At 74.4% G+C, this 25,224-nt stretch carries 20 protein-coding genes and 1 pseudogene; 7 read left to right on the forward strand and 14 right to left on the reverse strand.

The annotated features are described in order from the left end of the window. Window positions 1–88: 88 nt before the first annotated feature. The 9 genes from ACFVYI_RS22640 to ACFVYI_RS22680 form a co-directional block, all read right to left on the reverse strand. Window positions 89–1,156, reverse strand: coding sequence for an ABC transporter permease (locus tag ACFVYI_RS22640; RefSeq protein WP_387888399.1), 1,068 nt, complete (start codon window positions 1,154–1,156; stop codon window positions 89–91). 89 nt (window positions 1,157–1,245) lie between these two features. Beyond that, window positions 1,246–2,163, reverse strand: coding sequence for an ABC transporter ATP-binding protein (locus ACFVYI_RS22645; RefSeq protein ID WP_387888401.1), 918 nt, complete (start codon window positions 2,161–2,163; stop codon window positions 1,246–1,248). 199 nt (window positions 2,164–2,362) lie between these two features. Further along, window positions 2,363–3,574: an FHA domain-containing protein gene (locus ACFVYI_RS22650; RefSeq protein ID WP_387888403.1), complete on the reverse strand. Its 1,212-nt coding sequence runs from the start codon at window positions 3,572–3,574 to the stop codon at window positions 2,363–2,365. A gap of 73 nt (window positions 3,575–3,647) precedes the next feature. Further along, window positions 3,648–5,003: a VWA domain-containing protein gene (locus tag ACFVYI_RS22655; protein ID WP_360635907.1), complete on the reverse strand. Its 1,356-nt coding sequence runs from the start codon at window positions 5,001–5,003 to the stop codon at window positions 3,648–3,650. Between the two features lie 67 nt (window positions 5,004–5,070). Next, entirely contained in the window at window positions 5,071–6,426 is a 1,356-nt protein-coding gene (locus tag ACFVYI_RS22660) for a PP2C family protein-serine/threonine phosphatase (protein ID WP_387888405.1), read from the reverse strand. Between the two features lie 3 nt (window positions 6,427–6,429). Further along, window positions 6,430–9,060 carry a tetratricopeptide repeat protein gene (locus ACFVYI_RS22665; protein WP_387888407.1) on the reverse strand — a complete coding sequence of 877 codons (2,631 nt, stop codon included), beginning with the start codon at window positions 9,058–9,060 and terminating at the stop codon, window positions 6,430–6,432. Between the two features lie 4 nt (window positions 9,061–9,064). After that, entirely contained in the window at window positions 9,065–10,423 is a 1,359-nt protein-coding gene (locus ACFVYI_RS22670) for a hypothetical protein (protein WP_387888410.1), read from the reverse strand. A 154-nt stretch (window positions 10,424–10,577) separates the two neighbouring features. Then, the gene (locus tag ACFVYI_RS22675; RefSeq protein WP_387888412.1) at window positions 10,578–11,537 is read right to left on the reverse strand and encodes a glutamate ABC transporter substrate-binding protein; all 960 of its coding nucleotides are present in this window, start codon (window positions 11,535–11,537) and stop codon (window positions 10,578–10,580) included. Window positions 11,538–11,554: 17 nt separating this feature from the next. Then, window positions 11,555–12,949, reverse strand: coding sequence for a hypothetical protein (locus ACFVYI_RS22680; protein ID WP_387888414.1), 1,395 nt, complete (start codon window positions 12,947–12,949; stop codon window positions 11,555–11,557). 325 nt (window positions 12,950–13,274) lie between these two features. Here ACFVYI_RS22680 and ACFVYI_RS22685 point away from each other — a divergent pair, with 325 nt between their 5' ends. From ACFVYI_RS22685 to ACFVYI_RS22695, 3 genes are all read left to right on the forward strand, one after another. Beyond that, a complete protein-coding gene (locus ACFVYI_RS22685) occupies window positions 13,275–13,850 on the forward strand; it encodes a nucleosidase (protein ID WP_387888416.1) in 576 nt (191 codons plus the stop codon). A 31-nt stretch (window positions 13,851–13,881) separates the two neighbouring features. Continuing rightward, window positions 13,882–14,412, forward strand: a complete 531-nt coding sequence (locus ACFVYI_RS22690; RefSeq protein ID WP_387888419.1) for a DinB family protein — start codon at window positions 13,882–13,884, stop codon at window positions 14,410–14,412. Window positions 14,413–14,521: 109 nt separating this feature from the next. Beyond that, window positions 14,522–15,958, forward strand: coding sequence for a hypothetical protein (locus tag ACFVYI_RS22695; protein WP_387888420.1), 1,437 nt, complete (start codon window positions 14,522–14,524; stop codon window positions 15,956–15,958). Between the two features lie 90 nt (window positions 15,959–16,048). On the opposite strand, the gene sigJ is transcribed toward ACFVYI_RS22695, so the two are convergent. Then, window positions 16,049–16,936: an RNA polymerase sigma factor SigJ gene (gene sigJ / locus ACFVYI_RS22700; protein ID WP_387888423.1), complete on the reverse strand. Its 888-nt coding sequence runs from the start codon at window positions 16,934–16,936 to the stop codon at window positions 16,049–16,051. Window positions 16,937–17,040: 104 nt separating this feature from the next. Between sigJ and ACFVYI_RS22705 the strand changes: the two genes are divergently transcribed. Further along, entirely contained in the window at window positions 17,041–17,805 is a 765-nt protein-coding gene (locus ACFVYI_RS22705) for an SDR family oxidoreductase (RefSeq protein ID WP_387888426.1), read from the forward strand. 87 nt (window positions 17,806–17,892) lie between these two features. After that, window positions 17,893–18,417 carry a hypothetical protein gene (locus ACFVYI_RS22710; RefSeq protein ID WP_387888428.1) on the forward strand — a complete coding sequence of 175 codons (525 nt, stop codon included), beginning with the start codon at window positions 17,893–17,895 and terminating at the stop codon, window positions 18,415–18,417. A 24-nt stretch (window positions 18,418–18,441) separates the two neighbouring features. Here ACFVYI_RS22710 and ACFVYI_RS22715 read toward each other — a convergent pair whose 3' ends face one another. Both ACFVYI_RS22715 and ACFVYI_RS22720 read right to left on the reverse strand, forming a co-directional pair. After that, entirely contained in the window at window positions 18,442–19,062 is a 621-nt protein-coding gene (locus ACFVYI_RS22715) for a cysteine hydrolase family protein (RefSeq protein WP_387888431.1), read from the reverse strand. A 97-nt stretch (window positions 19,063–19,159) separates the two neighbouring features. Beyond that, window positions 19,160–20,227: a hypothetical protein gene (locus ACFVYI_RS22720; protein WP_387888434.1), complete on the reverse strand. Its 1,068-nt coding sequence runs from the start codon at window positions 20,225–20,227 to the stop codon at window positions 19,160–19,162. 134 nt (window positions 20,228–20,361) lie between these two features. On the opposite strand from ACFVYI_RS22720, the pseudogene ACFVYI_RS22725 reads away from it, so the two are divergent. After that, window positions 20,362–21,285 (forward strand): annotated as a pseudogene (locus tag ACFVYI_RS22725) (GlxA family transcriptional regulator); the annotation flags it as partial. A gap of 35 nt (window positions 21,286–21,320) precedes the next feature. Here ACFVYI_RS22725 and ACFVYI_RS22730 read toward each other — a convergent pair. After that, window positions 21,321–22,367 carry a TetR/AcrR family transcriptional regulator C-terminal domain-containing protein gene (locus ACFVYI_RS22730; RefSeq protein ID WP_387888436.1) on the reverse strand — a complete coding sequence of 349 codons (1,047 nt, stop codon included), beginning with the start codon at window positions 22,365–22,367 and terminating at the stop codon, window positions 21,321–21,323. Window positions 22,368–22,590: 223 nt separating this feature from the next. Here ACFVYI_RS22730 and ACFVYI_RS22735 point away from each other — a divergent pair, with 223 nt between their 5' ends. Beyond that, complete coding sequence (locus ACFVYI_RS22735) at window positions 22,591–23,703, forward strand: FAD-dependent monooxygenase (protein WP_387888439.1); 1,113 nt, start codon at window positions 22,591–22,593, stop codon at window positions 23,701–23,703. 14 nt (window positions 23,704–23,717) lie between these two features. On the opposite strand, the gene ACFVYI_RS22740 is transcribed toward ACFVYI_RS22735, so the two are convergent. Next, window positions 23,718–25,079, reverse strand: coding sequence for an erythromycin esterase family protein (locus tag ACFVYI_RS22740; RefSeq protein WP_387888441.1), 1,362 nt, complete (start codon window positions 25,077–25,079; stop codon window positions 23,718–23,720). Between the last annotated feature and the right edge of the window lie 145 nt (window positions 25,080–25,224).

Below are 25,224 nucleotides of genomic sequence, written 5' to 3' on the forward strand. Positions count from 1 at the left end.
CCATGGTCGCAGACGGCGGCGGGGCCGTACACCGGGACCTGGGGACCAGGACCGCAGGTGTACGACCCCGCCGCCGTCAGGAGTCGGCTCAGGCGTCTTCCCAGCGGAAGAACCGCCAGGCGATCGCGGTGAGCACGGCGGCGAACACCAGCAGCCCGCCCATGGTCGGCAGCGCGTCCATCACGCCGCCGCCCCGGGAGAGCACCGACTGGGCCGCGGTGACCAGGTGCTTCAGCGGCAGTGCCTCGGAGATGGTCTTCAGCCAGGTGGGCATGCCCTCGGTCGGGAAGAACGAGCCGGACAGGAACGACATCGGCAGCACGATGATCTGCGAGATGCCGTTGGCCGCCTCCTCGGTCTTGGCCAGCGACCCGGCCAGCAGGCCGATCGACATGAAGGCGATCGTCGCGCAGACCACCAGCGGGATGATCAGCCACCAGTCGCCGGTGAGTTTCAGCCCGAAGAACGGCATGGTGGCGACGGCCAGGAAGACGGCCGTCTGGACCAGGGCCGTCAGCACCGAGACGGCGATCCGGGACGCCACGATCGACCCGGCGCTCACCGGGGCCAGCCGCAGCCGGCGGAGCACCTTCTTCTTCCGCCAGGAGACCAGGGTCAGCGAGGCGCCGAACACCGCGCCGGTGGCCACCGCCCAGCCCAGCAGGCCGGGGGTGAGGAACTGGATCGGCTTCAGCGAGTCGTCCTCGACCTGGCCCGCGTCCAGGACGAAGGCCGCCGGCTTGCCGCTGGCGGCCTGGTTGGCCTGCTGGACGACCGAGTTGACGATGCCCCGGACGGAGCCGGCGCGGACCTGGTCGGCGGCGCTGAAGCGCAGCACGACCCTGCCGTCCGGGCCCTCCTTGATCATCGCGTCCAGGTCGCCCTTGCGGACCTTCTCCAGCGCGCCGGCCTCGTCGTCGCTGCGGCTGATGGTGAGGACCTTCTCCAGGTCGGCCCGACCGTCGCCCTGCACCGAGTCCAGCACCTGGACCGCGCCGACCTGCACCACCTTGGCGTGCGGGCTGGACGCGCCCTTGAGCAGGGTGCCGAACAGCAGCAGGAACATCAGCGGGAAGAGGATCACGAAGAAGACGGCGGTGCGGTCCCGGAGGAAGGCGACCACCATCACCCGGGAGAGGCTGACGAAGGCGCTCACCCGTTCGCGCTCCGGTTGCCCGTCGGGCGCGCTGGGACTTCCGGGCGTGCGCTGGGCCGGAACGGTCGCGCCCCGAGTGCGTTCGGCGCTCATGCGCGGTACTCCCGTCCGGTGAGCTGGAGGAAGACGTCCTCCAGGGTGGCGCCGCGGACTTCGAGTCCGCGCAGCGCGTTCTGCTCGGCCAGCACGGAGAGCACCGGGCCCGGCAGGCGGGTCGAGACGGCGAGCGAGACGCCGTCGTCCTCGACCGAGGCGATCTCGGCGCCGGTCGCCGCGAGCAGCTCGCGCGCCCGCTCGACGGACAGCAGCCCGGACTCCACGCTGATCCGCACGGTGTCGTCGATCTCGCGGACCAGCGCGGCCGGTGCGCCGGTGCGCAGGACCTTGCCGTGGTCCATCACCGAGACGCGGTCGCAGAGCACCTCGGCCTCGTCCAGGTAGTGGGTGGTCAGGACGACCGTGCGGCCCTCGGCGTTGATGTCCCGCAGGAGGTCCCAGAGGTTGCGGCGGGCCTGCGGGTCGAGACCGGTGGTGGGCTCGTCCAGGAAGACCAGCTCCGGGTCGTGGACCAGCGCGCAGGCGATCGAGAGGCGCTGGGCCTGCCCGCCGGACATCTTGTCGGTCATCACCCCGGCCGACTCGGTGAGGCCCACCCGCTCCAGCATCACGTCGGCGCGCTTGGGGCCGACGCCGTAGAAGGAGCCGAAGGTGCGGATCGTCTCCCGCGCCGTCAGTTTGTTGAAGAAGGCCGAAGCCTGGAACTGCACGCCGATCCGCGGCAGCAATTTCGGATTGCGCGGCCAGGGCGCCAGCCCCAACAGCTCGATCCGGCCCTCGTCGGGCTTGCGGATTCCTTCCAGAATCTCCAGTGTGGTGGTCTTCCCGGCGCCGTTCGGGCCCAGGATTCCGTAAAACTCGCCGACCTCGACGGTGAGGGAAACACCGTCGACGGCCTGCACGTCCCCGTACCGCTGACGGATTCCGTCGGCGGATATCGCTGCATTCATGTGGCCTGAGCGTAGGGGCATCCGGGGGCGCTGAGGAGACCGGGCGTACGTGATTTGAAGATCATTTTGCCGGGGCGCCCCGGCCGCTCCGAGGCGGCGTCCTGGCCGGTCAGGGCCGTCCGGGTCGTGCGTGTACGGGTGCAGGACGCCGACGGGGCCGGGCGGGAGCGGACTCCCACCCGGCCCCGGGCGTCGAGGGTCAGGCGCGGTGCAGGGTGATGGTGGTCCACGCCCCGATGTGGATCCGGTCGCCGTCGTTCAGCGGGATCGCGGTGTGCGGGGTGAGCGACTCGGCGCCGCCGTTCATCGTGGTGCCGTTGGTGGAGTCCTGGTCGACCAGCACCCAGCTGCCGTCCGCCTGTTCGGCGAGCAGCGCGTGCTGGTGCGAGGCGCCCGGGTCCTCCGGCGGGACGGAGAGGTCGATCTCCGGCACGGTGCCGCGGTGCTGGCTGCGCCGGCCGATCCGCAGCTGGCCGCGGCCGGTCAGCGGGATGCGCCGCTCGGGGCAGTACGGGGGGAAGAAGAGCCCCGCCGCCTCCGGGCCGCTGCGGGCCATCATGTCGGTGAAGTAGTCGCGGTCGGCCGAGACCACCGCGATCCAGTTGGTCCGGACCGGCTCGGGCGGGGCCGGCTGGTACGGCGGCTGCTGCGCCTGCTCCGCGTGCTGGCCCTGCGGGGCGTGCTGGCCGGGCTGGCCGGGCTGGCCCTGCTGGGCCTGCTGCGCCTGCTGGGTCTGCGGGGGGACCGGCGGGGCCAGGTTGAACGAGGTGCCGAACTCGCCGCCGCGCCCGGTCGGACCGGGCTGGGCGTAGACCGGGCCGGAGTCCTCGCGCGGCTGCTCCTGGTACGGGCGCTCCTGGTAGGACGCCTCCTGGTACGGAGCCTCCTGGAACGGCCTGCCGGCCTGCGGGTAGCCGTAGGCGGGCTGCGCCTGCTGAGGCGGCTGCTGGGGCTGCGGCTGCGGGCCGCCGTACGCCGCCGGGATGTTGAGCGGGGCGGGCCCGGTCGCGGGCGCCGCGCTGAAGGGCCCCGCGCTGGCGGGCGGGGGCTGGCGGTGCGAGGGCGCGGAGAGGTCGTAGTCGTACCCGCACTCCTCGCAGAACCGCCCGGTCTGCGGGCTGCGGCAGATCGGGCAGATCACCAGGCCCTCGGTGAGGTCGGGGAAGCCCTGGGCGCCCGGCTGCTCCGCCGGGTGCACCGGCCCGCCGAACGGCGCGCCGCCGTGGCCGGGGTGCCCGGGTCCGCCGTGCGCCCCCGGGCCGCCGAGGCCGTCATGGCCGCCGTGCGCCCCCGGCGCGCCCGGGAGCGTGCCTGGCGGCGGCGGGATCGGCGGCGGCGGTGTCATCGGGAAGCCGCAGAAGTCGCACCAGTCCTCGGCCTGCGACTCGTGCCCCCTCGGGCAGATCGGCATCAGGTCCCCCCTCGATTTCCAGCCAGCTGGGGCAGCGTCCGGCCGGGCCGCGGCCCGACCGGTACTTCAGCGGTCACTTCTTCACACGGACGGTTTTGGTCGACCGGGTCTCGAGGGTCATCGAGTCGGCCTCACTCACATTCTTACGGAACCGAACCGTACCCTCCTTCGGGTCGACCACGTCCACCACCTTCTGCAGCAGCTTGAACGTGCCTTCGTTCCCGGTCGCGTGGGCGATCCGGACGGCGGCGCCGAGCTTGGCGGTGGCGCGGTCGACGTCCCCGGCGCGATGCGCCTCCAGGCCCTCCTGGATCGACGAGGCCAGCTCGGCCTGCCCGGTGTAGTGGGCGACCTGCGGGCTGATCCGGGTGGACGAGGCGAGGTCGTCCGTCCAGACCGCCTTGACCAGGCCCTGCGACAGCACCTCGGGGGTGTTGCCGGTCTGCGGCGGCAGGACGAGGCTGATCCGGGCGGCGAGCATCTCGTTGCCGACGGCGGCGGCCGGGACCTCCACGCAGACGTGGTAGTCGCGGCTCTCGTCGCCCCAGGAGCCGGTCGGGTAGTCGCCGGCGCGCGGGCCGGCCTCGGTGCGGCGGCCGGTGAGGTCCTCCACGGTGGGGGCGACCTGCTTGACGAAGGTGACCACGGCGTTGGCCGGCGTCCAGATCCGCAGCGCGACGTCGGCGACCTGCTTGCCCATGGCCCCTTCCATCATGGAGCGGAAGTCCTCGGCGAGGCCGGACGGTTCGGCGACGATGTCGACGGTGCCGAGCAGTGCGGAGGAGATCTTGCGCAGCTCGTCCACCCGCCAGTCGGTGCCCACCCCGCGGCAGTCGGCGGTGAAGTGGCCGGAGACCCGCTCGATGACGCGCTCCAGGTCGGCCGCCGACTCGTGCTCGTTCTTGCCGTCGGTGAGCAGGATGGCGTGCCGGATGGCGATGTCGCGGCGGGTGAGGAAGAGCGAGTCCGCCTTGGCGAGCCAGGTGCCCATCGCGGTGCCGCCGGCCGCGCTGAGCCGGCGCAGCGCCTCCTTGGCCTGGGCCCGGGTGGCCGCCGAGGCGACCGCGAGGGTGCCGTCGCCGGGGTAGATGTCGCGGGCCTCGTGGGTGCCGGCCACCACCGCGAAGGCGACGCCGTCGCGGACGGTGTCGATGGCGGCGGCGGTGGCCTCCCGGGCGCCGCGCATCTTGCTGGCCGGGTAGTCCATCGAGCCGGAGCAGTCCACCATGATCACCACGGCGGCGGAGTGCGCTCCCGCGTCCAGCGGCCCGCTGTCGGTCACGCCGAGCGGGCGGCCGCCGGAGGTGCCGCCGCCGGTCGCGGTGACGGTGACGATGGCGTTCACCTCGCGGGCGCCGTCGGCGAGGAACGCGTTCTGGAAGATGTCCACGTCGAACCTGGGCAGGTTCGGCTTAGCCAGTGTTGCCATGGGCCGGTGGCTCCCGTCGGGTGGTCGGATGGTGCGAACGGTCGGTGGGGCGGGCGGCGCGCGGGCGTCAGCCCAGCGGCGGGCGCGGCGGCCGGGGCGGGACGCCGGGCGGGCCGGGGGGAGCCGGCGGGACGGGCGGCAGGGGCGCGGCGGGCGAGCCGATCACCGGAAGGTCCGGCAGCGTCGGGTCGTGGTCCTCCTCGTCCGCCGGGCCGCCGGCGGGGCGGCCGGCCGGCCGGACCACGGGCAGGTCGACCGCGGTGGCGGTGCGCTCGTCCTCCGCGTCCGGCCGCCCCGCGCCGGCCAGCCCGGTGGGCGGGTCGATCGGCAGCACGGCGACGGTGATGTTGTCGTGCCCGCCGGCCGCGACGGCGAACTTCACCAGGGTGCGGGCGGCGGCGAGCGGCTCGGTCCGGGCGTCCTGGCGGACGTAGTGGGCGAGTTCGGTGGCGGCCTCGGCGTAGTTCCAGAGGCCGTCGGTGCAGATCAGCAGGACGCCGGGGACGTGCGGGGTGAAGTCCAGGGTGTGCGGGACGACCTCCTCGGCGTCCGCGCCGAGCCAGCCGGTGATGGCGTGGGCGCGCGGGTCCGCGTAGGCCTCGGCCTCGCCCATCAGCCCGGCCTCGACCATCCGGGCGGCCCAGGAGTCGTCCTGGGTGAGCCGGAACGGCTCGGCGGCGACCCGGTCGTCCGGGATCCAGTACGCCCGGGTGTCGCCGACCCAGCCGATGGTGACCCGGCCGCCGGAGGCTATCGCGCTGACGTAGGTGCAGGCCGGGGCGTTGAGGTCGGGCCGGGCGGGCGAGCCGCCGTCCTCGGCGAGGGCGGCGACGGCGGCGGCCGCGTCGGCGATCGCCCCGCGCATCGCGGCGTCGGGGTCGCGGCCGGCCTCCAGCGCGGTCAGCAGCGACTCGGACGCGGCGTCGACGGCGGTCTCGGAGGCCTGGTCGGGCCGGTCGGAGGAGGAGACCCCGTCGCAGACCACGGCCACCACGACCGGCTCGCCGCCGGGCAGCGAGGTGGCGGCGACGGTGAACGAGTCCTCGTTGCGGTGGTGGCGCAGGCCCCGGTCACTGACTCCGGCGACGCCCCCGAGGGCCTTCTCCATGTGGTCGCGCGGACGCGGCTGGGCGCCGCCGCAGGCCTCGCAGTAGCCGTCGGAGGTGACCTGCGGCAGGCCGCAGTGGACGCACCCGGGCCCGCCCTGCGCGGGCACCGCGGACCCGGGCGCGGGGGCGGGCACCACCGGTACCGGGACGGTCGGCGCGTGGTCCGGTGCGCCGGCGCCCTGCGCGGCGGACCAGCTCGGGGGCATCGCGCCCGGAGCCGGCCGGCCGCTCCGGCTCGCCCCGCAGGAGCCGCAATAGGCGTCCTCCTGGTCCAGCGGCTCGGAACAGCTCTGGCACACGGTCTGCTGCGGCATTGGCTACACCCACGTCCTGGGGCGGGCACGGTTGGCCCGCTCCACCATCTCGATCCTGATCTCGGCCCGGTCGGCCAACCGGGCGAGTACCCGGTAGGACTGCTCCAGCGCGAGCCGCAGTTCCCGTTCGGCGGGCGGCCGTCCGAGGACGGTGACCTCGCCGGTCGTCGGAGTTCCGCCGGTCCCGCCCGCAGTGCCTGTCCCGCCGGCGATGGCGGTCCCGCCCGCGCCGCCCACCGCGCCGGTGCCGCCGGGCGAGCCGGCCGTCACCCAGCCGAGTGCGGCGTCGAGCACCTCGACGGAGAGCTCCTCGCGGGTCCGGTCGTCCAGGTGCAGGGCGGTCAGCTGCTCGGAGCACGCGCCGAGGTCGGCGCCGAGCGGGTCGGTGGCGGGCCGTTCGCGCAGCCGGGCCCGGACGGCGGCGATCCGGGCGGCGGTGAACTGGCTGGAGGTGGCGGGCACCGACTCCAGCACCCGGACGGCGCCGGGCCGGTCCCCGTCGGCGAGGAGGACCCGGGCGAGGCCGAAGGCGGCGCTGAGGTAGGCCTGGTCGGTGGTCCACACGAGGCGGTAGAGCTCGGCCGCGTCGCCGCCGTCGCCGAGCAGCTCGGCGCAGATGGCGAGGGCGAGCTTGGGGGCGCTCTCGCCGGGGAAGGCGTCGTAGACGGCGTCGAAGGCCTCGGCCGCGGCGCGCAGCTTCGTCTCGTCGGGGCTGTCGGGGGTGCCGGTGAGGGAGTCGACCAGGGCGGCGAGGCCGCGGTACCAGACCACCCGCCAGTCGTCCGGGTGGTCCTTCTCCAGGGCGGTCAGAGCCCGGTCGGCGTCGGCGCGGCCGCGCAGTTCGAGGTGGGCGCGCAGTTCGCGCAGCCGGCGTTCGGCGGAGTCGGCGGGGGCGCCGGCCAGCGCGGCGAGTGCCTCCGCCGGGTCGGCGGCCAGCAGGGTGGCCAGGAAGCCCGCGTTCGGGTCGCCCGGGTCGACCCGGGGGACGGGCAGGGCCAGGGCGGCGGCGGCCGGGTCCAGCCGGGCCACCAGCAGCTCGCCGCGCTGGACCGTCGGGAGCACCAACTCGTTGTCGACCACCCGCAGTTCCGGGCCGAACAGGGTGGAGAGGGCGGGTCGGGGCCGCTGGTCCTGGAGCGCCAGCACCTCGCGCAGCACGCCGGTGAGCTGGTCGGCCATCTCCTCGGCGGAACCGAAGCGGCGGGCCGGGTCCGGGTCGGTGGCGCGGACCAGGAAGCGGTAGTACGACTCGTACTCGGCGAAGGCCGGTACCAGCTCCGGCCCGGGCAGGCTGTCGCGGTAGGTGGTGCTGTAGCCCTGGAAGTCGAAGGTGAGCACGGCCAGGGTGCGGGCCACCGTGTAGAGGTCGGAGGCGGGGGAGGGGCCGTCGGTGGCGATCTCCGGTGCCTGGTAGCCGATGGTGCCGTAGATCGGGCCGTCGTCGTCGAGCCGGCGGACGGCGCCCATGTCGATGATCTTGAGCGCGTCGCCGCTCTGGATCACGTTGTCGATCTTGAAGTCGCAGTAGACCAGGCCCCGGCCGTGCAGGTACCCGAGCGCCGGCAGCGCCTCCAGCGCGTACGCGATGCCCTGCTCCACCGGCAGCGGCAGCCGCCGGCCGTCCGGCGTCCGGCGCTCGTTGGCGATCTCCTTGAGCGACTTGCCGCCGACGTACTCCATCACGATGTAGCCGTCGGTGGAGCCGGTGCGCAGGTCCGGGTGCTCGGCGAAGTTGATGATGCGGACGATGTTGGGGTGGTCCACCTCGGCGAGGAAGCGCCGCTCGGCGACGGCCACCGCGAGCGCGTCCTCGTCGCCGGTGTCCAGCAGGCCCTTGAGGACCACCCACTTGTCGTTGACCCGCCGGTCCACCGCCAGGTAGATCCAGCCGAGCCCGCCGTGCGCCAGGCAGCCGACCACCTCGTACTGCCCGCCGACGAGGTCCCCCCGGCGGAGCTTGGGCGTGAACGAGTACGGCGTGCCGCACTTGGTGCAGAAGCCGTCGGGGCGCCCCGGCCGGCCGTTCTTCTCCCGGCCCACCGGGGTCTCGCACTTGGAGCAGAACCGCTTGCGCTCCGGCACCTCCGGGTTGGCCAGCACCGCCTGCGCCGGGTCGGCCGCCGGTACGGTCGGCACCGTCACCAGGCCGGCGCCGAGCCGGTGGCGGGTGCCCGCGCTGACGCTGCCCCGGCTGCTGCGCACCGAGACCGAACGGCCGCTGCCGGTCCGGGTGGAGCGGTGCGAGCGGGACCGGCCGGACATCGAGCGGGACGAGCCGGTGCGGGTGGAGCGCGCCGAGTCGGGGTCGACCCGGGCGGACGGCACGTAGGGCTGGGTCAGCCCGGTGTCACCGTCGGGGGCGGTCAGGCCGCACTCGTCGCAGTAGCCGTCGTCGTCGATGGTGCCGGAGCACTCCCGGGGGCAGGGCGAACCGGGGCCCGCCGCGGCGGTCCGCACCGGGGAGCCGCCCGCCGGGGAGGTACCCGCCGGGGAGGTGCCCGTGGGGGAGGCGCCCGTGGACGGGCCGCCCGTCGAGGAGGTGCTCGCCGGAGCGAGCCCGCACTCGTCGCAGTAACCGTCCGGGTCGATCGTCCCGTTGCCGGTGCACTCCTGCCGTACGCACGCCTGCGCCATGAAACTAGCCCCCCAGTCCCTGTTCCTGTGTCCGTCCGTCGACCGGCCCGCCGCCGGGCGGTTCGGCCTGCGCCGCCGGCCGCAGCGACTGCTGGAAGCGGGCCACGGCGCCCGCCGCCGCCCGCAGGTCGCAGGGCGCGCTCCAGAGCAGCCAGCGCGCCTTCTCGTACCGCTCGATCACTTCCGGGTCCTCGGCCACCCGCAGCCGGGCCGCCATCGCCTTGTACGCGTCCAGGCGCCCCCGCAGCTCGGCCCGGACGGCCAGCGGCTGGGTCACCTCGGTCAGCGACTGCCGGGCCCGGCCCAGTTCCTTGGCGGCCGCGTCCTCCAACGCGTCCAGCAGCGGCGCCAGCCGGTGCCACTGCCCGCTCTGGCGCAACTCCAGGGCCAGCACGATCCGTTCGCGCAGCGCCGAGGCCGGCCCCGGCACGGCCGGCACCTCAGTGGCGGCTATCTTCGCCAGCACCTCGCCGCGCGCCCGGCGGGCCTCCGCCAGCGTGGCGTCGGCCCGTTGCAGCAGGTCGCCGACGCCCTGGAGCCGTTCCTCCGCGTCGTCGCGCAGCCGCAGCAGGTCCTCCAGCTCCACCCGGACGCCGTCCAGGGCCCGGCCGGCCCGGTCGAAGCGTTCGGTGTCCACCACGCCGGCCGGCGTGGCGAGCGCGGTGCCGTCGGGGCGGGTGCCGCGCTGGGCCGGTACCCGGGCGGGTCGCCAGAGCGCCAGCGGGTCGCTGCGCACCTCGGTCCGCAGCTCCGTCAGATCGGCTTCGAGCCCGGCCAGGTCGTCGCCGAGCGGGTGGTTGCCGGTGTGCACGCCGAGCGAGGCGGCCAGCGTCTGCACCCGGCGCAGTTCGGCCAGCAGCAGGTCGATCCGGGCCGGCAGTGCCGACCAGACGGCGTCGGCGGCGCTCACCACCTCCAGCACGGTGGCGTACCAGGAGTTCATCCTGGTCATCAGGTCGTCCAGGCTGACCCGCTCGACCAGCTTGGCGGGTGCGCCGAGCAGGTGCGGGCCGTCCGGCACCGCGCCGCCGGGCACGGTGACCGCCTCGCCGGTCAGCAGCTCGCTCAGCTCGGCGAGTTCGGCCGCGCCCGGCCTGGTCCGGCGGGCGCGTACCGCGCGGGCCGAGGCCAGTGCCTCCGAGTAGCGGTCGAACAGTGCCCAGAGCAGCGGCAGGCCCTGCCCGGCGACGGACCAGCGCTCCTGGGTGCGCCCGGTCAGTTCGGCGCCGTCGAGCAGCCGCAGGCCCGGGTGGTCCTGGAGCGAGAGCAGTGCCGCCTCGACCGCGTCGCGGTCCGCGCCGAGGCGCGCCAGCGCACGGTCCACCTCCTCCCGGCTCAGCACCGGGCCAGCGGAAGCTGCCAACGCCCTCTCTCCGTTCTCTGTTTCCCTGTCCTGGATCGATCCGCCCCGACCCTAGCCTGTGGCCACCGGCCCGGAGCCGGCCCGGGCGTCGGGCGGCCGTCGGGCGGGCCGCCCGGTGCCGCGCCGACCGATGCCGGGCCGGTCGGCGCGCCGGTCAACGCTGCATCGGCCAGTAGTGCTCGGCGTCGCTCAGCATGTACGGCTTGAGCCAGCGGTCGTACGCCGCCCGCCAGGCGCCGCTCGCGTGGTAGTCGGCGAGCACCTGGTTCACCCGGGCCGTGAGGTCCGGGCTGTTCTTGAGCATCGCGATGCCCATCACCGCGGGCCGGACCTCGCCGTCCACCAGCCGGACGGTCTGGTCCTGGGCGGCCTGGCTGGCCGCGAGGCCGTCGTCGGTCATGGTCGCGTCGACCTTGCCGAGCTGCATCAGGACCAGGCAGTCCAGGTGGTTCTCCACCGAGACGATCTTCCCGACCTTCGGACGGGCCTTCAGCTCGTCCTCGGCCGAGGAACTCGTCGCCGCGCAGACGGTCTTGCCGTCCACCGCCTCGTCGATGGTCCTCGCCGGGGACGCCTTGGGCACCACGACCCGCTGGCTGGTGTTGAAGTACGGCTTGGAGAAGGCGACCTGCTGGAGCCGGTCGCAGGTGATGGTCATGGTCCGGACGATCAGGTCGACCCGGCCCTCCTGGACGAACTTGACCCGCTCGGCGGTCGGGACCGCCTTGAGGGTCACCTTGTCCGGGTCGCCCATGACGGCGGTGCCGATCGCCCGGGCGAGGTCGATGTCGAAGCCCTCGATCTGGCCCGTGTTGGGGTTGCGGGAGCCCCAGCGGAAGCTGTTCTGGTCGACGCCGATCACCAGGCTGCGCTTGGCCTTGATGGCCTTCACCGCCGGGCCGTCCTCGCTGCTCGCCGGCACGCTCTGGTAGACGTCGCAGTCGTTGCCGGCCTGCTCCTGCTCCTGCTCCTGCTGCGGTGCCTGCGCCGGCCGCACCGTCGCGGCGGCCGGCAGGACGGCGCCCTGCGGGCCGCCCGCGCCGAGCACCGCCGCGCAGCACGCCGCCAGCGCCACCGCCGTCACCGACCGGGCCCGTACCGTTGTCCTGCTCATCGTGTCCCGTCCCCCCTCTACCGGTACTCGGCCAGTCGCCGGCCGAGGCCGCGGACCGCCGCGGCGGCCGCCACCAGGGTCAGCACCGCGACCGCGGCGGCGGCGGTGCGCAGGTCACCGTCGGTGCCCTCGGCGGCCCGCTTGAACTGCTGCAGCTCGGTCTCGGCGGCCTGGCCCAGCCGCTGGTCGGCGGCGTTGAACGAGGCGTCGGCGCTCTTCGCCACGTCCGCCTCCCGGACGGTCACCGTGGCGTCCAGCGCGGCCTGGTAGTCCGCGTCGACGTTCTCCAGCTTGCTCGCCGTGAGGTGCCGCTCGCGCCACTGCTGGTAGTACAGCTGCGCCTCGGTGATGGCGAGTCGGGCGTCCGCCGGGGCCAGCCGCAGGGCGTCCGGCAGGGTGCCGGCGTACCGGCCGGCCGGGGCGTCGGAGGCGGACAGGTGCTCGGTGGTCTTCGACCAGAGGTCCGCGTACTGGGTGCTGGAACCGCGGGCGACGAAGTGCAGGTTCTCCGCCAGCCGGGCGGTCAGGACGTCGACCCGGGCGGCGTTGAGCGCCCGCAGCGGGGCGGCGCCCCGGGACTCGCTGGTGTGCAGCGCGGAGTTCGCGCCCGTCCCCACCACCGTCAGCCAGAGCACGGCGGACAGGACGGCGGCCGTCGCGCCGACCAGCCCGATGTTGAACACCCGGTTGGTCCGCCGGTACAGCGTCACCTGCACCTGGAGCAGCGCCGCGAGTGCCAGCACGCCCAGGCCGTACGCGGCCCACGGGACGGCCTCGGCCTCGGCGTAGTCGTCCGCCAGCGCCTGGTTCTCGGCGGCGCTGAGCTGGGCGGCGGCCGGCAGCAGCACGGTGCGCATCTGGTCCGAGGCGTACCGCAGGTAGGCGCCGCCGAGCGGGAAGCCCTGGCGGTTGTCGGCCCGCGCGTTCTCCACCAGCCCGGCGTACACGGGTACCTGCTGGTTGAGCGTGGCGAGCCAGCCCTGGGCGGGGGAGGAGGTGGTGGTCCGCGCCGCCGCCTCGGCGATCAGCCGGGACGCCGTCGCGAGGTCCTGCTCGTAGCGCTCCCGGACGGCCTTCGGCTCGGCGCCCGCCAGCAGGAAGCCGGTGGCCGCCGTGGTGTCGGCGTCGGCCAGCGAGCGCTGGATGTCGGCGGCCGCCTGGCTCAGCGGCTGGCTGTAGGAGACCACCCGCTCCGCGGCCTGCGCACGGGAGTTGACCTGCCAGGCGGTGAGCGCGCCGAAGGCCACGGTGAGCACCGCCAGCAGTGCCCCGGCCAGCCGCAGCCGGCCCGGTGCCGTCCGGGTGGCCCGGCTCAGCCGGCCGAGCGGGTCGGCACGCCTGACCGCGGCCGTGCCGCCGGGCCGCGCCGGCGCCACCGTGCGGGGCCTCTCCGTACGTACTGGTGTCGCCACCGGCCTCACCCTCCCCTGTGGCCGGCTCCGTCGTCCGGGGCACGGCCGTTGCCAGCAGTATGGCCGTCACTCCCCGCGGCCACACCCGACTTGCGCCGATCTTGAGCATCGGCGGGCCCGGTCCTCGGGCCCGCTCCGCGGGCATCGTTGCGATCACTGGTGCCGGTGCCGCCGAGTCCCGTCCGGGCCCGCCCGCTCCGGCTGAGGGGCGGGTGGCGATCGGGTCGACGCGGGATGCACCCTATGCGGTTCCCCGGACAGCCGGAGGGGAGGGGTCCGGTTGTGCCGTCCCGGTCTCCGGTAGGGCCGTCCGTACCATGGCGGCATGCGACTTCTGGGAACGATCTCCGCCGACCGCCCGCTGCTCGTCGTCGCCGTCCGGGAGGAGGCGGCGTACCTGGGCGACCGGCTTCCGGTCCTGCTGACCGGCATCGGCAAGGTCAACGCGACCGCTGCGCTGGCGACCGTCCTCGCCTCCGGCGAGCACCCCAGCGAGGTGGTCAACCTCGGTACCGCCGGCGCCCTGCGCCCCGGCTGGGAGGGCACCCACACGGTCGTCCAGGTGATCCAGCACGACCTCGACAGCCCCGCCCTGCTGGAGCTCACCGGCCGCACCTACGGTGCTCCGCTGATGGTGGGCAAGGGCGACGGCCCGGTGCTGGCCACCGGGGACCTCTTCGTCTCCGGCGCGGCCGCCCGTGACCGCCTCGCCGAGCACGCGGACCTCGTCGACATGGAGGGCTACGCCGTCGCCACCGTCGCCCACCGGGCCGGGCTGCCCGTGCGCCTGGTGAAGCACGTCAGCGACGAGGCCGGCGAGGGCGCCGCGCACACCTGGCGCGAGTCCGTCGACGACTGCGCCCGCCACCTCGCGGACTGGGTCCACCACCAGGGGTGGTGACGGTCCGTCATGACGATCTAGGGTGGCCGGCATGACCGAGAACACCACCGAGAACACCGTCGCGCGCGAGCGCACCGACGTTCGCCCGCCCGGCATCGCCGCGGACGAGCCGACCACCCTGCTGACCTTCCTCGACTACCTGCGCGAGGCCGTCATCGGCAAGACCGACGGCCTCGCGGACGAGGAGGCCCGCCGCCCCGGCGTCGCCTCCGGCACCAGTCTGCTCTGGCTGGTCCGGCACCTCACCGCGGTCGAACTCAACTGGTTCGTCTGGGCCTACCGGGGCGAGGGCGGCGAGCCGTGGGACGACGACGCGCCCTCGCCCGGGGACGAGACGGTGGCCGGGTCGGTCGCCGCCTACCGGGCCGCGATCGCCCGCGCCAACGAGGTGATCGCCGCCGCGTCCGGCCACCTCGACCGCCCCGGCGTCCGCTCGCTGCGCCCCAACGCCGAGGCTCCGTCGATGCGTTGGCTGCTGGTCCACATGATCGAGGAGACCGGCCGGCACGCCGGTCACGCCGACATCATCCGGGAACAGCTGGACGGTGCGACCGGCCGGTAGTGGGGGGCGGGTTCGTCCGGGCCTGACGGGCAGTGGAATACTCCCCCGCGCACCACGGCGCCGCCTCGGCGGCGCCGCGCGTTTTTCACACAGGGGGATTCAGAAGTTCATGTCACCATCACGTAGAACCACGCGTTCCGCTCGGGCCGTCCTCGGGGCGTCGGTCCTCGCGCTCACCCTGCTCGGCACCTCGGCGTGCGGGCCGGACAACAGCTCGGCCGACGCCGCCGTGGCGGCGGGCGCGCCCGATCTCGGCCTCCCGTCCAACCTCGACGACCTGAAGAAGTGGAAGTTCGAGGACTGGGAGAAGTGGGCGAAGGACTACGCCCTCCCGGCCGCCACCAAGGGTTTCTGGACGCTGGAGAAGCTGCTCCAGGCCAAGCCGAACGAGCCGATCGCGCCGCCGGCCCCGCAGCCCGCGGGCACCCAGCCGCCGGCCCAGCCGTCGGCCCCCGGGGCTCCCACCTCGGCGCCGGGCACCAAGCCGCCGGCCGGCCAGCCCACCCTGCCGGGTCACCCGACCACGCCGGCCGCGCCGAAGCCGTCCAGCACCCAGCAGCCGGCCTCGCAGGCCCCGGCGCCGCCGAAGCAGCCCTCGCAGCCGCCCGCGGCGACGCAGCAGCCTTCGCAGGCACCGGCCCAGCCGTCGCAGCCGGGTCAGCCGCCCGCGCAGCCCTCGCAGCCGGGTCAGCCGCCCGCCCAGCCGCCCGCGCAGCCGGCCGACAACGGCAACGACCCGCTGCCGAAGACCGTCAACGCCCAGGCCGTGCAGCACCCGTACACCAAGGTCGCCGTGCACGGGAAACTGTTCGCCGACGAGCCGGGCGCCGCGGCCGGTGCCGCCGGCGGCCTGAACCACTCGCAGTGCTCCGCGACCGTGGTGGCCGACCCGGCCCACCCCGGCAAGAGCAACCTGGTCTGGACGGCGGGCCACTGCGTCCACCAGGGCAAGGGCGGCGGCTTCTACAGCAACATCACCTTCATCCCGGCCTTCAACAGCAGCGCCGCGCTGAGCGGTGGCAAGCAGGCGGACGAGTCCCAGTACGCGCCGTTCGGCGTCTGGGGCGCGACGCAGGCCGTGACCTCCCCGCAGTGGAAGGCGGAGGGCGGCAAGACCGGTGACGCGTCCACGCACTACGACTTCGCGGTCGTCCGGGTGAAGCCCGCGGACGGCGCGAAGTCGCTGGAGGAGACGGTCGGGGGTGCGGTCCCGGTCTGGTTCAACGCCCCGCGCGACCAGCTGAACGTCACCGAGTTCGGCTACCCGGCCGCCCCGCCGTTCGACGGCATGGAGCTGAACCGCTGCGAGAGCGGCAAGCCGGGCCGCCTGTCGTACGAGCCCACGCGCCCGCCGATGCTGGTCATCGGCTGCACCATGACCGCCGGCTCCAGCGGCGGCGGCTGGCTGGCCGTCAAGGACGGCAAGCCGGCGCTGGTCAGCAACGTCTCGGTCGGGAAGCACACCGGCGACCCGATGTACCAGGCCGGCCCGTACCTGGACGACGTCGCCGCCGGGGCGTACGACTTCCTCTCCAAGAAGGGCTGAGCCCTCCGCCGGTACCGGCCGCCCCCGCACGACGCCGGCGGGGGCGGCCGTTGCCGTCGGGCCCCGGGTTCCGTCGGCCCCCGGTCGCGGTCACGCCCCGAACGCCGCCAGGTCGAGCCAGGCCAGCCGCTCCGGGTCGACCAGCACGTCGATGGCGACGATCGTGCCGTCCACCACGGTGAACGCCATGATCGAGACCGGCTTGCCGTTGGCGCCGACCACCACCACGCCGGCGGCGCCGTTGATCAGCGCCGGGCGGACGAACGGCGCCAGCGAGCGGAACATGACCGCCTGGCCCGCCACCGTCGCGGCACCCGTGAGCACCACGTTCTGGCGGGCCCGCAGGGCCCCGCCGTCCGAGCGCAGCACCACGTCGGGGTCGAGCACCGCGAGCAGCGCGTCCAGGTCGCCGGTCCGGGTGGCGGCGAAGAACGCGTCGACGGCCGCCCGCTGGCGGGCGAGGTCCCGGTCGGGCGCCGGGGCCTGCCCCTGGACCTTGCGGCGGGCGCGACTGGCCAGCTGCCGGGTGGCGGCCGCGGTCTTCTCGACCAGCGGGGCGATCTCCTCGAACGGCACCGCGAACAGGTCGTGCAGCACGAACGCGACCCGCTCGGCCGGTGACAGCTGCGCCAGCACGACCATCAGCGCCAGCCCGACCGAGTCGGCCAGCAGCACCTCCTGCTCCGGGTCGACCACGCCCTCCCGGCCGAGCACCGGATCCGGGAACCGGGACTCCAACGGGTCCTCGCGCCGCTGCTCGCGCGAGCGCAGCAGGTTCAGGCAGACCCGCCCCACCACCGTGGTCAGCCATCCGCCGAGGTTCTCGACCTCGCGGGTGTCGGTGCGGTCGTACCGCAGCCAGGTCTCCTGGACGGCGTCGTCGGCCTCGCTGATCGAGCCGAGCATCCGGTACGCCACGGCGCGCAGGTGCGGCCGGTGCTCCTCGAAGCGCGTGGTCGGCACAGATTTCTCGTCCACCGTGTCACATTCCTTCGTCGCCGCGGGTCATAGCTGCAGAACCACGAAACCTAACGGCTGCGACTGGAAGATCAACATCCGGCCCGGGCGAATCGGAGGCGATCATGACGAACTCCCCGCTCCTCGTGACGGGCGGCACCGGCACCCTCGGCGGGCACGTCCTGCCGCTGCTGCGCGCGGCCGGCCGTGACGTCCGGGTGCTCACCCGCGGCGCACGCCCGGACGCGGACGGCGTCCGCTTCGTGACCGGCGACCTGCTCAAGGACGAGGGCACCGAGGAGGCGGTGGACGGCGTCGGGACGGTGCTGCACCTCGCGGGCGGAGCCAAGGGCGACGACGTGGCCACCCGGCACCTGGTGCGGGCCGCGCAACGTGCCGGGGTGCGGCACCTGGTGTACATCTCGGTCGTCGGGGCGGACCGGCTCCCGCTCGGCTACTTCCGCTCCAAGCTGGGCGCCGAGCAGGCGGTCGCCGACTCCGGCCTGCCGTACAGCATGCTGCGCGCCGCGCAGTTCCACGACCTCGCGCTGAAGGTGGCGGCCGGCATGGGCAGGCTGCCGGTGGTGCCGGCGCCGGGCGGGCTCCGGTGGCAGCCGGTCGACTCCCGGGACGTGGCGGCCCGGCTGGTGGAGCTGGCGCTGGACGAGCCGGCCGGTCTCGTCCCCGACCTGGTCGGGCCGGCCGTGTACCCGCTGTCCGAGCTGGTCCGGGGCTATCTGAAGGCGCGCGGCAGGAGCCGGCCGGCGCTGCCGGTCCGCGTCCCCGGCAAGGTCGGCCGCGCCTACCGGGCCGGCGACAACCTGACCGTCGCGGGTGCCGAGCAGGGCGGGCGGACCTGGGAGGCCTTCCTGGCCGAGCGGGTTGGGTGACGGGCGGTCGGGGCGTGGCCCGGGCGTGGCCCGGGCGTGGTCGGGGCGGTCCGGGTGGTGTCGGTGCGGGCCCCTAGATTGGCGGGCATGACGCACTCACTCCTCGCCGCCGTCCGGGACAGCGCCGTCGCCGCCGACTTCCTGCTCTGGCCGGGCGACTTCGACCTCGACCGCGCCGAGCACGTGGAGGAGGTCGTGCTGGCGTCGGGCGAGCCCTTGGAGCCGATCGCCGGGGACGGCGCGGGCGGCACCTTCTTCTTCTGCGGCGCCGGCGGCGAGGAGCGGCCGGTCCTCTACGCCGACTCCGAGGGCGGCGCCGCGCTGGTGGCGATCGGCCTGCCGGAGCTGGTCCGGCTGCTGCTGACCGTCCCGTGGTGGCGGGACTGCACGGGCTTCACCGCCGAGGAGAGTGCCGAGGCGGCCGAGCAGTACCTGGAGGACGAGCCCGGTCTGCTCGCCGACCGGGACGCGGCGGCGGCCGCCCTCGGGATCGAACTGCCCACCGAGGCGGAGGCGTTGGCCCGCCTCCACGCGGTGGCCACCGGGCCGGGGCAGGGCGTCGTCCTGCTCAACGCGGTGGAGCGGACGGCCTATGACGCGCTGATCCGCTGACCTGCTGGCCCGGCGGTCGGCCGGTCAGCCCACCGCCGCCGCCGACCGGTCGGCCGTCGCCGCCGTCAGGACGGCGGCGGTGGTGACCACCTTCGCGAACCGCATCGCGTGCAGCACCGTCGCGGTGGCACGGGCGAGTTCGGCGGCCGGGACGGTCACGCCGTCCGGGCCGACCATGTCGAAGGTGTGCATGGCATCGGTCGGGAAGATCGCGTCGTACCCGAGGTTGCCCGCCATCCGCGCCGTCGTCTCGTTGCACACATTGGTCATGATCCCGACGATCACCACCTGCCGGGCACCCCGTTCCCGGAGCCAGGCGTGCAGGTCGGGGGTGCCGTAGAAGGCGCTGTTCACCGGCTTGGTGATGTGCAGGTCCGCCCGCACCTGCGCGACCACGTCCTTCAACTCATACCCCGCGGTGCCCGGCACCAGCGGACCCGCCTGCGAGGCGTGCTGCACCACCACGACCGGGCGCCCGGTGTCCTGCCAGGTGTCGATCAGCTCGCCGATCCGCTGCTCGGCCTCCGGGTTGTCCCGCGGGCCCCAGAACGCGTGGTCCTCGAAGCCCTTCTGGACGTCGATGACGACGAGTACGGCGTCGGGGTCGATGGTCAGCGGGGCGTCGAATGCTTCGGTGTTCGTCATGCGTCCATCGTGCTCGCGCCCGAGCGCCCTTCGTGAGGGGCGCTGCCGCCACCCATCGATCGATTCCTGCCAGCGCCGCCGGCGCCCGGGAACGGGGTCAGGGCGCCAGTACCTCGTCGAGCCGGGCGCCCCGCGCGGCCAGGTCGGCGACGGCCAGCGGCTGCGCCAGGTCGGGCGCGAAGCCGGCGACGGCTGCCCGGCACTCCTCGGTGAAGTGCACGGTGCCGTCCTCGTCGACGCGTTCGACCCCGTCGCGCCGGCCGACCCGCTCGTTGTACGCGACGGCCTCGGCCGGGTCGAGCCCCGGCGGCAGGTCCAGCGTCACCCGTCCGTCCGCGATGCGCACGGGGTACCCGCCGGGCAGGCCGTTCGGGGCGGGCACCGACCACCGCAGCGGCGCTCCGCCGGGCAGCAGCGCCTCCAGCACGGGCAGCGCGGACGCCACCGTGACGGGGTTGTAGCGGGCTCCCGGGGCCAGAGCGGGGGCCCGGTAGGCGCAGGCGTCCTCGCGCCGGCCCTCCTCCCCGAGGAAGACCCGGCAGCGGTCGCCGGGGTCGGCGGGCTCCCGCGACTGCATGACGTCGAAGACCTGGGCGTGCTGCGCCAGCACGCGGATCAGCGGGAGATCGCCCTCGGGCCGGGCCGCGCGCAGCGCCGCGCGGGCCCGCAGGAGCACCATGCCGGCGTTGCCGAGGCCGAGTGTGGGGGCGAGTCCGAGGCGTTCCAGCACCGGCCCGGTCACGTCCGGGAAGGACAGGTTGGCCACCGGTCCGGTCCATCCGGCCTCCCGGACGGCCCTCATCACCGCGAGCACGACGGGCAGTTGGTAGGGCAGCCGCAACCCCAGCCCGGCGGCGAGCACCCCGCGCACCCGGGGGTCGTCCCGGCCCGCCAGCGCCCACGGGCCCTGGAGCGCGGCGCACTGGACGACGAGGTCGGGGCGGGTGCGCCGCAGCAGGTCCGCGATGTCGTCCTGTCGCAGGGCATCGAGGCGCACCGGTTCCACCAGGCAGTCGGCCGTGGCGGCGACGGTCGTGGCGGTCTCCTCGACCCCGGCCAGGGAGCGTCCGGCCAGGATCAGCCGCCGGACCCGGCCGCCGGCCGCGAGGCCCAGGGCGAGCCGCTGTCCCACGTCACCGACACCGATGATCAGTACTGTGCTCATCGCGCGACCGTACCCGCAACTGCCCCCGGTCCGGGGCCGGTTCCTCGAACTCCTGTGCTGCGGGGCCGCCCGGTGGCCGGTCCGGGTCCGGTCCGGGCGGACGCGGTCCGGGGGTGCGTCGCTAGATTTCTGCCATGCGGACTGTGGGTTGCCTGATCTTCGAGGGCGTGCGGGCGTTCGACTACGCGGTGATCGGCGAGGTGTGGTCGAACCGGGTCACCCGGCCCGGGCTGCCCCGTTTCGACCTGCGGGTCTGCGGGCCGCAGGGCGCCCGGGTGCGGCTCGGCGGCGGGCTGGAGCGGGTGCCGGACTTCGGCCTGGAGACGCTCCAGGAGTGCGACCTGGTCGTCGTCCCGGGGATGGAGCGGCTGCACGAGACGCTCGACCCGGCCGTGCTCGCCGCGCTGCGCGCCGCCCACGAGCGGGGCGTCACCGTCGCCTCGCTCTGCGCGGGTGCCTTCGTCCTCGCCGAGGCCGGTCTGCTGGACGGCCGGACCGCCACCACCCACTGGGCGCTCGCCGCCGAACTGGCCCGGCGCTTCCCGGCGGTGGACGTCCGCCCGGAGGTGCTCTTCACCGGCGAGGGCGGTCTCTGGACCTCCGCCGGGGTGGCGGCCGGGATCGACCTCTGCCTGCACCTGGTCCGCGCCGCGCACGGGCAGCAGGCCGCCGCCACCATCGCCCGCGCGATGGTCACCGCGCCCTTCCGGGCCGGCGGCCAGGCGCAGTTCATCCCCTCACCGGTCCCCGGGGGCTCCGGCGGCGACGACGCCCTGGCCCGCGTCCGCGCCGAGGTGCTGGGCGCGCTCGACACCCCGTGGACGGTCCGCCGGATGGCCGGGTTGGCGCTGATGTCGGAGCGCTCGTTCGCCCGCCGTTTCGTCGGCGCGACCGGCACGACGCCGCTGCGCTGGCTGCTGGAGCAACGCGTGCTCCTGGCCCAGCGGTTGCTGGAGGAGACGGACCTGCCGGTGGACACCGTCGCGGTCCGTTGCGGGTTCGGCGCGGCGGTCTCGCTGCGGCCCGCCTTCGTCGCCCGGGTCGGCGTCGCCCCGCGCGAGTACCGCCGGACCTTCCGGGGGCGCGCGGAGGATCAGGGTGCACCCGGTGCACCCGGTGCACCCGGGGCGGTCGGTGCACCCGGGGCGGTCGGGCCGATGCGGGAGGTCAGCCCGTCCAGCAGGTTGGCCAGGCCGAACTCGAACAGGGTGTCCAGGTCCAGGTCGTAGCCGCCGGGGAGGTCGGCCATCAGCCGGCTGAACACCGGGAAGCGGCCGGAGTCGACGAGCGCGCCCATGGCGGGGAGCTGGCGGTCCATCCACTGGTCCTCGGTGACGCCGGTGGCTGCCAGGGTCTGGTCCTCGCGCTCCAGGTTGACGGCGATGCCCTCGATGTAGCTGTACAGCAGCACGTGGATGTCCAGCACGGCCGGGCCGGAGAGGCCGTGGCCGTCGAGCGCGGCGAGCGCCCACTCGGCGTGCGTCATCAGGTTGGGCAGCAGCAGCGGCCGGGTGACGGGGCTGAGGTGCGCGAGCCAGGGGTGTCGGCGGAACAGCGCCCAGAGGGTCCGGGCGCCCAGCTCCAGGCGGGGCCGCCAGCCGGCGGGGGGTTCGGCCGGGTAGGAGGCCTCGCCGAAGGCCGCGTCGGCGGCCAGCAGGACGAGCTCCTCCTTGCTGGTGACGTAGCGGTACGGGGACATCGCGGACACCCCGAGCCGCCCGGCGACGGCGCGCATCGAGAGCGAGGGCAGCCCTTCGGCGTCGGCCAGTTCCAGGGCGGCCCGGACGATCCGCTCCCGGCTCAACTCGCCGTTGCCGTCGTCGTCATCGGCGGCGGGCGCTCGGCGCGGGGGCGCGGTGGCTGCGGTGGCTGCGGTGGCTGCGGTGGGCGCGGCCAGGGCGCCGGCCGGGGCGGTGCTGCCGCCGGCCACCACGGTGCCGACCCGCGACCGGGCCTCCACCAGCCCCTCCAGGCGCAGCACGGTCAGCGCCTTGGTGGCGGTGGCGAGGGCGACGCCCCAGTCCTGGGCGATCCGGCGGGTCGAGGGCACCCGCTCGCCGGGGGCGAGTTCTCCGGTGGCGATCCGCCGCCGGAGGTCGGCGGCGATGCGCTGGAAGGGCGGGTCGGTCTCCGTTGCCATGCTGTCGACTCCTCGGAAGATCTTTTTTGCCGGTGCCCGCTCTGTACTAGCTCAGACCCTACCGGCGCGAACGCCCGCCGGAGGACCCTCTGTCCTAGTACAGAAGCGACGGAACCCGCCTGTCGGGCCCTTGTAGAGCTCTGAATTTACGTCGTATATTCAGAGCGCTTACAGCGTACAGACACAGCCGACAGCCTAGCGGCAACGAACAGGGGAGCCCCTCATGAAGACCGTCCTCATCTCCGGCGGCGGCATCGCCGGAACCACGCTCGCCTTCTGGCTGCAGCGTCAGGGCTTCGCCCCGACCGTGGTGGAGCTCGCCCCCGCCCCGCGTCGCGGCGGCCAGGCCGTCGACATCCGCGGCGTCGCGCTCGACGTCGTCGACCGGATGGGGCTGACCGGACCGATTCGCGCCCTGCGCACCCGGATGCGCGGCATGTCCGTCCTCGACGCCGACGGCAACGAGGTGCACCGTTCCACCGAGGCGACCTACAGCAGCGGCCGGCTCGACAACGACGACGTGGAGCTGCTGCGCGAGGACCTCGTCGCCCTCCTGCACGAACACGTCGGCGGCGGCGTCGAGTTCGTCCACGGCGACACCGTCACCGAGCTCCGCGAGGACGAGCACGGCGTCCACGTCACGTTCGAGCACGGCCGCCCCCGCACCTTCGACCTGGTGGTCGGCGCGGACGGTCTGCACTCCAGGGTCCGCAAGCTGGCCTTCGGCCCGGAGGAGCGGTTCCTGCGTCACCTCGGCTCCCACGTCGCCATCTTCGGCGCGGACAACTTCCTCGGCCTGGAGGACTGGCAGGTCTGGCAGCGCGACGGCCACGCCGGCTACGGCATCTACCCGGTGCGCGGCAACAGCGAGTTGAGGATCACGTTCGGCTACGGGAGCGACGGGCCGGCCGAGCGCGACATGGAGGCGGCCAGGCGGCAGGTCGCCGAGCGGATGGGCGCCCTGCGCTGGGAGACGCCCCGGCTGCTGGCCGCGCTGGACCGGGCGCCCGACTTCTACGCCGACGTCATGGCCCAGGTCCACCTCGACCGCTGGTCCGCCGGCCGGACCGTCCTGCTCGGCGACGCCGGGTACTGCGCCTCACTGCTGTCCGGCCAGGGCACCAGCCTCGCACTGGTCGGCGCCCACCTGCTGGCCGACGAACTCGGCCGGGCCCGGACGGCGGGCGAGGACCACCACGCCGCCTTCGTGCGCTACGAGGAGCGGATGCGCCCCTTCGTCGCCCTCAACCAGGCGCTGGCCACCGAGAACCCCGGCGGTCCGCCGGCCGAGGAGTCGGTCGAGCGGGCGAAGAACGCCATCGCCCTCGACCGCTGAACGGGCCGGGGTCGTCACGGCGTCTTGTCGGCCTCCCGGACGTCATGGAGGTGGACGAGGACGTCGAAGGACTTGGCGAGCGCGAAGGTGCCGGGCGGGTACGGCGCCTGGGTTCCGTAGTTGCGGGTGGGCCGGGGGACGTTCAGCCAGGCCTGCGCGGCGGCCGGCGCGGTGCGGGTGTCCAGGTAGAAGTCCCGGTAGCGGACCTGGTCGAGGGTGTACTCGTTCAGGTCGGTCCCGGGGGGACCGTCGGTGAACTTCTTCCAGTCGCCGCCGAGCGCGGCGTCCTTCGACAGGAACGAGCCCTGGTAGAACGTGAAGCCGATCGGGAGGTAGCCGCGGCCCAGCGTGTCGCGCAGGAAGGCCCCCTGGGTCTTCGGGTACAGCGCGGGATCGCCGGCGGCGTAACCGACGTGGTCGTTCTGGGCCGACACCAGCACCTTGTGACCGGTGCGCTGCTGCCACCAGGTGACGTTCTGGGCCATCACCTCGTCGCGGAACCGCTCGAAGCCGGGCAGCGACTCCTTGTCGGTGGGGTCCAGGGTGAGGAACGTGGTGGTCTGGGCGACGGAGCGGGCGTTCTGCTCGGCCCACTCGAAGGCCTCCCCGCCGGCGCCCCGCAAACTGCCGACCAGGTCCAGGGCCTGCTGGGCGCGGGCGGCGAGCTGCCGGCGCTCCGCGAGGGGCTTGCCCAGGTAGGCGAAGACGTCATCGATCGGGCGCAGGCCGGTGTAGAGCTCGTCGAGCTGTGCGAGCGCCTGCGGGTGGTTCTGCCGGACGTAGTCGGTGATCCGGGCGAAGAAGGCGTCGTCGAGCGAGGGGGCGCCGAGGTCGTCGCCCATGAAGTGGACGGTGCGGTCCGGATGACGGCGGTTGTAGTCGCGCATCCACTCGATGAGGCTCACGAACTCCTCGCGGTCCCAGGGGGAGTTGGCGAGGGTCTCCTTGGCGACGGTGCGGGCGTCGCCGCCCTTGCCGGTCTGGAGGTAGTCGTCGATCCGGAGCCCCGCGGACCAGCTCAGTTCCAGGGCGAAGGTGGTGAAGCCCTTCTCCTCGACGAGGTAGCGGAACACCCGCTCCTTCATGGTGAAGAACTCGTGCGAGCCGTGGGTGGCCTCACCGAGGCCGACCACCCGCGCGTCGCCGATCATCGTGCCCAGGGCGCGCAGGTCGGTGGTGTTCCGGCCGGGCTCGGTCGTGCGCAGCGGGTGGGCCGCCTGCTCCAGTGCTCGGACGGGATCCTGCTTCCTGCCCGCTGTGCCGGCCGGGTCGGCGGTAGCCGCCTGGGCGGCGACGGGGGCGAGGACCGCTCCCGTTGCGACGACTGCTGCGACCAGCAGCCGTCGCCGGCCGATGTGCTTTCGGTTCCTGACCATGTTCTAGCCCCTCGACGTGCTCGTTTGCCATGTGGAACCGATCATCACCTGCGATTCCATGGCCGCGCGCTGAGGGAAGCCTCCGAAATCGTCCGGGGGGATACCCCCCGTCGGGAGGGCAGCGGAAGGGGGCCGAAAGGACGGG

Origin of the sequence: Kitasatospora sp. NPDC058218, assembly GCF_042882445.1 — a bacterium.
Classification (GTDB): Bacteria; Actinomycetota; Actinomycetes; order Streptomycetales; family Streptomycetaceae; genus Kitasatospora.

Bases quoted from the DNA above. Each gene is read 5' to 3' on its own strand.
- ACFVYI_RS22645 (WP_387888401.1), bottom strand. From the start codon at position 2,163: ATGAATGCAGCGATATCCGCCGACGGAATCCGTCAGCGGTACGGGGAC.
- ACFVYI_RS22650 (WP_387888403.1), bottom strand. From the start codon at position 3,574: ATGCCGATCTGCCCGAGGGGGCACGAGTCGCAGGCCGAGGACTGGTGC.
- ACFVYI_RS22655 (WP_360635907.1), bottom strand. From the start codon at position 5,003: ATGGCAACACTGGCTAAGCCGAACCTGCCCAGGTTCGACGTGGACATC.
- ACFVYI_RS22660 (WP_387888405.1), bottom strand. From the start codon at position 6,426: ATGCCGCAGCAGACCGTGTGCCAGAGCTGTTCCGAGCCGCTGGACCAG.
- ACFVYI_RS22665 (WP_387888407.1), bottom strand. From the start codon at position 9,060: ATGGCGCAGGCGTGCGTACGGCAGGAGTGCACCGGCAACGGGACGATC.
- ACFVYI_RS22675 (WP_387888412.1), bottom strand. From the start codon at position 11,537: ATGAGCAGGACAACGGTACGGGCCCGGTCGGTGACGGCGGTGGCGCTG.
- ACFVYI_RS22685 (WP_387888416.1), top strand. From the start codon at position 13,275: ATGCGACTTCTGGGAACGATCTCCGCCGACCGCCCGCTGCTCGTCGTC.
- ACFVYI_RS22690 (WP_387888419.1), top strand. From the start codon at position 13,882: ATGACCGAGAACACCACCGAGAACACCGTCGCGCGCGAGCGCACCGAC.
- ACFVYI_RS22695 (WP_387888420.1), top strand. From the start codon at position 14,522: ATGTCACCATCACGTAGAACCACGCGTTCCGCTCGGGCCGTCCTCGGG.
- ACFVYI_RS22705 (WP_387888426.1), top strand. From the start codon at position 17,041: ATGACGAACTCCCCGCTCCTCGTGACGGGCGGCACCGGCACCCTCGGC.
- ACFVYI_RS22710 (WP_387888428.1), top strand. From the start codon at position 17,893: ATGACGCACTCACTCCTCGCCGCCGTCCGGGACAGCGCCGTCGCCGCC.
- ACFVYI_RS22715 (WP_387888431.1), bottom strand. From the start codon at position 19,062: ATGACGAACACCGAAGCATTCGACGCCCCGCTGACCATCGACCCCGAC.
- ACFVYI_RS22720 (WP_387888434.1), bottom strand. From the start codon at position 20,227: ATGAGCACAGTACTGATCATCGGTGTCGGTGACGTGGGACAGCGGCTC.
- ACFVYI_RS22730 (WP_387888436.1), bottom strand. From the start codon at position 22,367: ATGGCAACGGAGACCGACCCGCCCTTCCAGCGCATCGCCGCCGACCTC.
- ACFVYI_RS22735 (WP_387888439.1), top strand. From the start codon at position 22,591: ATGAAGACCGTCCTCATCTCCGGCGGCGGCATCGCCGGAACCACGCTC.
- ACFVYI_RS22740 (WP_387888441.1), bottom strand. From the start codon at position 25,079: ATGGTCAGGAACCGAAAGCACATCGGCCGGCGACGGCTGCTGGTCGCA.